Genomic DNA, 5,966 nt, shown 5'->3' with positions numbered 1-5,966 from the left:
TGGCCAGGGTGCCCTCTTCCATGGTGGGAGAGAGGGCCGGCATCAGTACGTCGGTCACTGAGCGGCCTCCAGGTAGACGTCGGTATAGAGTTCGGAGGGGTCGGGTTCGGGTGAGGTGCGGGCGAATTCGGCGGCGTCGGCAACGATCTTCTTCACCTCGGCGTCGATGGCCTTCAGGGCGGCCTCGTCGGTCCAGCCCTTCTTCTCCAGCAGCTCCTGCAGGTGGTCGATGGGGTCGCGGGTCTTGCGGACCTCGTCGACCTCTTCGCGGGTGCGGTACTTGGCCGGGTCGCTCATCGAGTGGCCGCGATAGCGGTAGGTCTTCATTTCCAGGATGTAGGGGCCTTCCCCCGAACGGGCATGGGCGGCGGCCTTGCGCGCGGCTTCCTGGACGGCGATGACGTCCATGCCATCGACCTCCTCGCCCGGAATCCGGAACGAGGCGCCGCGCTTGTAGAGGTGGGTCTCCGAGGACGAGCGCTCGATGGAGGTGCCCATGGCGTACTGGTTGTTCTCGATCACATAGACGACCGGGAGCTTCCAGATCGTGGCCATGTTGAAGCTCTCATAGACCTGGCCCTGGTTGGCCGCGCCGTCGCCGAAATAGGTGAAGGCGACCTTCTTGTTGTCCTTGTAGCGGTTGGCGAGCGCCAGGCCGGTGCCCAGGCTCACTTGGCCGCCGACGATGCCGTGGCCGCCGTAGAAATCGGCCTCGGTGGAGAACATGTGCATCGACCCGCCCTTACCCTTGGACGAGCCGGTGAAGCGGCCGGTGAGTTCGGCCATGACCTCCCTGGGGTCCATGCCGCAGGCCAGCATGTGGCCGTGGTCGCGGTAGCCGGTGATCACCTGGTCACCGGCCTCCTTGATGGACTGCACGCCGACCGCGATGGCTTCCTGGCCGATATAGAGGTGGCAGAAGCCGCCGATCAGACCCATGCCGTAAAGCTGGCCCGCCCGCTCCTCGAAGCGGCGGATCAGCAGCATGTCGCGATAGAACTTGAGCAGGGAAGCTTTGGTCATGGGGTCTGCAGTATCAGTAATGACACCGGTGTCATTCTTCTTCCGCTTGGAAGTCGAGCTTGCCTGCCCGCGCGCCATTCGTTTCTCCGTGGAGTTCGCCACTTGGGCCTCGTTCCCGAGTCAGTCGTCCTGAGAGCGTCTTCGCTTCAGGTCCAAGCGACAACGCTTCAGACCTTGGGTTAGAGCCCGACGGTCACCAAAACCGTTGTCTGGCTTTGGCTGTCGGCCTCTGGAACGAACGAATCCGCCCTACGGCTTCACCCGGATCACATAGTCTCTCGGGTCGGCGAAACCTAGCAGGGAACGGGCCCGTTCTTCCAGCAGATCAGCCGAAAGACTTGTGTCGCGCAAGAGCCGGGCGCGGGCCTCAAGGTCCCGCCTCTCGACGCGCACGTTCTCCAGCTCGGAAATCTTGGCGGCCAGGGCGGCGTCGCGGGCGTCCGAGGACAGCAGCCCCCGATCGCCCGTGAAGGCGTGGAACCCGAAATAGAAGATCAGGAAGGCCAGGGCGGCGGTCGGCAGATAGGGGCGAATACTTGCGAGCACGGACCTGGAATCAAAAGCGTTTCTGACCCGCCCAATGTCGGCCGTCATGTTTAATATTGCGTTGCGGTCAAGCTTGAGCCCGCGGGGCCAAGCGCCGCATTGGATTGAGATTATCCTGGTCGTCTCAGGACAGCTCAGGCCGCGACGCCGAACACGGCGCCCACGCCGGCCGTAAGCGCCATGGCCATGGCGCCCCAGAAGGTCACCCGCACCACAGCTTTCCAGACCGGCGCGCCGCCCGCCCGTGCGCCCACTCCGCCCAGCAGAGCCAGGAAGGCGATGGAGGCGCCCGAGACCGCCGGCACAAGCGCCGGCAGCGGGGTGACGACGGCCAAGGCCAGCGGCAGGGCCGCGCCGACGGCGAAGGTCAGCGCCGAGGTGAAGGCGGCCTGCACCGGCTTGGCGGTCGTCATCTCCGAGATGCCCAGCTCATCGCGGGCATGAGCCCCGATGGCGTCCCTGGCCATCAGCTGGCGGGCGACCTCATCGGCGAGCTTGGGCTCGACGCCGCGCGCCGCATAGATCCCGGCCAGCTCGGCCAGCTCAAGCTCCGGCTGGGTGGCGAGCTCGCCGCGCTCCCGCGCCAGGTCCGCGCGTTCGGTGTCGGCCTGGGAGCTGACCGAGACATATTCGCCGGCGGCCATCGACATGGCGCCGGCCACCAGGCCTGCGACCCCCGCCACCAGGATCTCGCCACGCCCCTGGGACGCCGCGGCGACGCCGACGATCAGGCTGGCGGTCGAGACGATCCCGTCATTGGCGCCCAGGACGGCGGCGCGAAGCCAGCCGACCCGCTCGATCAGATGCATCTCGCGGTGGGATTTCAGCATGGAAGGATCCTCGGGGAGCAAGCTTAGCTGGGCCGGGCGCGCTTGACCCACAGGATGCGCTGGAAGGTTCCGTCGCGATCGATCAGCAGATGCTTCAGGGCCCCGACGACGTGGAGGGCGATCAGGGGCCAGAATAGCTTGGTGGCCGCGCCGTGCACTGTCTCGGCGGCGTCGTGCAGCCCCTCCATGCGCACGGGGAACGGGCTGGGAATCGCGAAGAGGTCGAAGACCTGGATCGGGCGGGCGGCCGACCAGATGGCCAGGGGGCCAGAGACCAGCAGCACCGCGATCATCAGCAGGAACAGGCCCTGGACCGCCATGGCCAGCCGCTGAAGCCAGACGTTCGACTCCAGGGTGCGAGGATGTGGCTGAGACAGGCTCCACAGGAGGCGGGCGGCCAGGAAGGTGAAGAGCAGCATGGCCACGGAGACGTGCAGGCCCTGGGCGGCGATCTTGGCCGCCCGGTCGGGCGCCTCCTCCATCTGCTCCCCCAGCAGGTAGAGGACGATCACCCCCACCGCGCTGAACCAGTGCAGGGCGATGGCCGCCCAGCCGTAGGCTGCGCGGGTGTTGTGCAGGGACATGGCGACTCCGGGTTGCGGAACCTCAATGTCTCAAGGGGGACGGAGCCGCCTTGATCGGGATCAAGGCGACGCGTGGGATCAGCGGCCCTTCAGAGCCGCGCGGCCGAGATAGACCGCCTGGTCGCCCAGTTCTTCCTCGATGCGCAGGAGCTGGTTGTACTTGGCGGTGCGGTCGGAACGGGCCAGCGAGCCGGTCTTGATCTGCCCGCAGTTGGTGGCCACCGCCAGATCGGCGATGGTGAAGTCCTCGGTCTCGCCCGAGCGGTGACTCATCACCGAGGTGTAGCCGGCGCGGTGGGCCATCTCCACGGCGTCAAGAGTTTCCGACAAGGTCCCGATCTGATTGACCTATACCAGGATCGAGTTGGCCAGTCCCTGCGCGATGCCCATGGACAGCCGCTTGGGATTGGTGACGAAGAGGTCGTCGCCCACCAGCTGGACCTTCGCGCCCAGCTTTTCGGTCAGCAGCTTCCAGCCCTCGAAGTCATCCTCGCCGCAGCCGTCCTCGATGCTGACGATGGGGAAGGCCGAGACCAGGTTGGCCAGGTAGTCGACCATGCCCGACGGGTCGAGGGTCTTGCCCTCCCCCGTCATCTCGTACTTGCCGTTCTTGAAGAACTCGGTGGAGGCGACGTCCAGGCCGAGGACGAAGTCACGGCCGGCCTTGTAGCCGGCGGTCTCGCCCGATTTGACGATGAAGGCCAGGACCTCTTCGGCGGTGGCGATGTTGGGGGCGAAACCGCCCTCGTCGCCGACATTGGTGTTGTGGCCGGCGGCCTTGAGCGCGCTCTTCAGGCCGTGGAAGATCTCCGCGCCCATGCGCAGGCCTTCGGCGAAGGTGGCCGCGCCGGTGGGCAGGATCATGAATTCCTGGATGTCGATCGGGTTGTCAGCATGGGCGCCGCCGTTGATGATGTTCATCATCGGCACCGGCAGAACCCGCGCCGAGACCCCGCCGACATACTTGTAGAGCGGCAGGTCGGCGGCGGTCGCGGCGGCCTTGGCCACCGCCAGGCTGACGCCGAGAATGGCGTTGGCGCCCAGGCGCGACTTGTTGGGGGTCCCGTCCAGCTCGATCAGCAGGGTGTCGAGGCGGCGCTGGTCCTCGGCCTCGAAGCCGGAGAGCGCGTCGTAGATCTCGCCGTTGACCGCGTCGACCGCCTGGAGGACGCCCTTGCCGCCGTAGCGGCTCTTGTCCCCGTCCCGCTTCTCCACAGCCTCGTGGGCCCCCGTGGAGGCCCCCGACGGCACGGCGGCGCGGCCGATGGAGCCGTCTTCCAGCACCACATCGACTTCGACCGTCGGGTTGCCCCGGCTGTCGAGGATTTCGCGGGCGGTGATGTCGACGATCTCGGTCATGGCGGTTCTCGGCTGGGCATATGAGAAAAGGCGCGCGACCCTTATCCAGCTTCGGCCCCGGGGGCAATCTTGCGGAGGTCTCGGGGCGCTTGGGGTTCACGCCCGGTCGAGACAGACGCCCAAGGCAAAGCCACCCGCCGCGGATGCCGCAGCGGGTGGCTTTTCTAGTCTAACGGCTCGAAGGTCCGCGCGCCCGAAGGCGCGGCGAGGAAGAGCTAGTCTTCCTTCGGCGTGATGACCTGACGGCCCTTGTACATGCCGGTCTTCAGGTCGACGTGGTGCGGGCGCTTCAGTTCGCCGGTTTCCTTGTCTTCGACATAGGAATTGGCGCCCAGGGCGTCGTGGCTGCGGCGCATGTTGCGACGCGAGGGCGAGACTTTGCGTTTCGGAACGGCCATGGGAGAATCTCTCAGGCGTGGAAATGGAAGCGGCGGCCTGCGGGCCGCCGACGTGAGCGCGGGTGTATGACGCAAACCCCGCTTCGTTTCAAGCGCCCTGGACGAAAGCTTTTGCGAGCCGCTTGGGCGCCACATTGACCCAGGCCATCCTCATCAGTCCAGAGAGGGTCTGGGCGTCCATCGCCGCGCACTGGACCACGGTCCAGCCGTTGCGGCCCCAGTAGCCGTCCACGGCCTCGACGACGCCCGGATGGGCCTCCGCGAGGTTGTGCTGGTCCTCGGGGTCGAGCTTCAGGGTGGCGCGGGGTTCGTCGGCCATGGTGGCGAAGATCTTCCCCTTCACCCGGAACGAGGTGGAGTCGAAGTGCGGCTGCTCCTCCGCCTGCGGCAGGGCCAGCGCGATGCAGCGGATGTCGTCGCAGGTCAGCATGGGCTGAGCCTGACTCGAAAATCGCCGTCAGACCAGACGCGAGCGATCCTTCGCCGCGCCGATGAAGCTGGCGAACAGGGGGTGGGGTTCGAAGGGGCGGCTCTTCAGTTCGGGGTGGAACTGGACACCGATGAACCACGGGTGGTCGCTGCGCTCGCAGATCTCCGGCAGCACGCCGTCGGGGGATAGGCCCGAGAAGGCCAGGCCCGTCTGCTCGATGCGGTCGCGGTAGTCGATATTGACCTCGTAGCGGTGCCTGTGGCGCTCGCTGATGGTCACGTCGCCATAGATCTCGCTGACCTTGGAGCCCGGCGTCAGGATGGCCTCGTAGGCCCCCAGGCGCATGGTGCCGCCCAGGTCGTCGCCTTCCTTGCGGATCTGGCGCTCGTTGCCCTTGGTCCACTCGGTCATCAGGCCGACGATGGGCTCGGAGGTGGGGCCGAACTCGGTGGAGGACGCCGCGCCGATGCCGGCCAGGTTCCGGGCCGCCTCGATCATGGCCATCTGCATGCCGAAACAGACGCCGAAATAGGGGACCATGTGCTCGCGGGCGAACTGGACGGCGCGGATCATGCCCTCCGAGCCGCGCTCGCCAAAGGCGCCGGGCACCAGGACGCCGTGCACCTCGGTCAGGCGCTCGGCGATCAGGCCCTCTTCGCGTTCGAAGGCCTCGCCCTCGATCCAGTCGAACTTCACCCGCACGTTCTGGGCGACGCCGCCGTGGATCAGGGCCTCCACCAGGGATTTGTAGGCGTCAGTGAGGCCTGTGTACTTGCCGACGATGGCGATGTTCACC

At 66.7% G+C, this 5,966-nt stretch carries 7 protein-coding genes and 1 pseudogene; all 8 read right to left on the bottom strand.

The features are described from left to right. Positions 1 to 54: 54 nt before the first annotated feature. A complete protein-coding gene (gene pdhA, locus RMO97_RS11505) occupies positions 55 to 1,101 on the bottom strand; it encodes a pyruvate dehydrogenase (acetyl-transferring) E1 component subunit alpha (RefSeq protein WP_310541172.1) in 1,047 nt (348 codons plus the stop codon). A gap of 171 nt (positions 1,102 to 1,272) precedes the next feature. Beyond that, entirely contained in the window at positions 1,273 to 1,569 is a 297-nt protein-coding gene (locus RMO97_RS11500) for a septum formation initiator family protein (protein WP_310541171.1), read from the bottom strand. Between the two features lie 134 nt (positions 1,570 to 1,703). Further along, on the bottom strand, positions 1,704 to 2,399 hold the full coding sequence (locus RMO97_RS11495; RefSeq protein ID WP_310541170.1) for a VIT family protein: 696 nt from the start codon (positions 2,397 to 2,399) through the stop codon (positions 1,704 to 1,706). Positions 2,400 to 2,422: 23 nt separating this feature from the next. Then, positions 2,423 to 2,983 carry a cytochrome b/b6 domain-containing protein gene (locus RMO97_RS11490; RefSeq protein ID WP_310541169.1) on the bottom strand — a complete coding sequence of 187 codons (561 nt, stop codon included), beginning with the start codon at positions 2,981 to 2,983 and terminating at the stop codon, positions 2,423 to 2,425. A gap of 78 nt (positions 2,984 to 3,061) precedes the next feature. Then, positions 3,062 to 4,342: pseudogene (eno, locus tag RMO97_RS11485) on the bottom strand (phosphopyruvate hydratase). Positions 4,343 to 4,557: 215 nt separating this feature from the next. Then, positions 4,558 to 4,740, bottom strand: a complete 183-nt coding sequence (gene rpmF, locus RMO97_RS11480; RefSeq protein WP_215340463.1) for a 50S ribosomal protein L32 — start codon at positions 4,738 to 4,740, stop codon at positions 4,558 to 4,560. An 88-nt stretch (positions 4,741 to 4,828) separates the two neighbouring features. Beyond that, positions 4,829 to 5,170 (bottom strand): MmcQ/YjbR family DNA-binding protein, encoded by a 342-nt coding sequence (locus tag RMO97_RS11475; RefSeq protein WP_310541167.1) that lies wholly within the window; start codon positions 5,168 to 5,170, stop codon positions 4,829 to 4,831. Positions 5,171 to 5,197: 27 nt separating this feature from the next. Next, positions 5,198 to 5,966, bottom strand: a 769-nt coding sequence (locus RMO97_RS11470) for a CTP synthase (protein WP_310541166.1), incomplete at its 5' end; no start/stop codon positions are given.

The sequence above is a fragment of the Phenylobacterium sp. genome, assembly GCF_031425575.1.
Lineage (GTDB): Bacteria > Pseudomonadota > Alphaproteobacteria > Caulobacterales > Caulobacteraceae > Phenylobacterium.
Note: the sequence above shows the minus strand (reverse complement) of the source record. Positions and strands in the feature narration are given on the sequence as shown.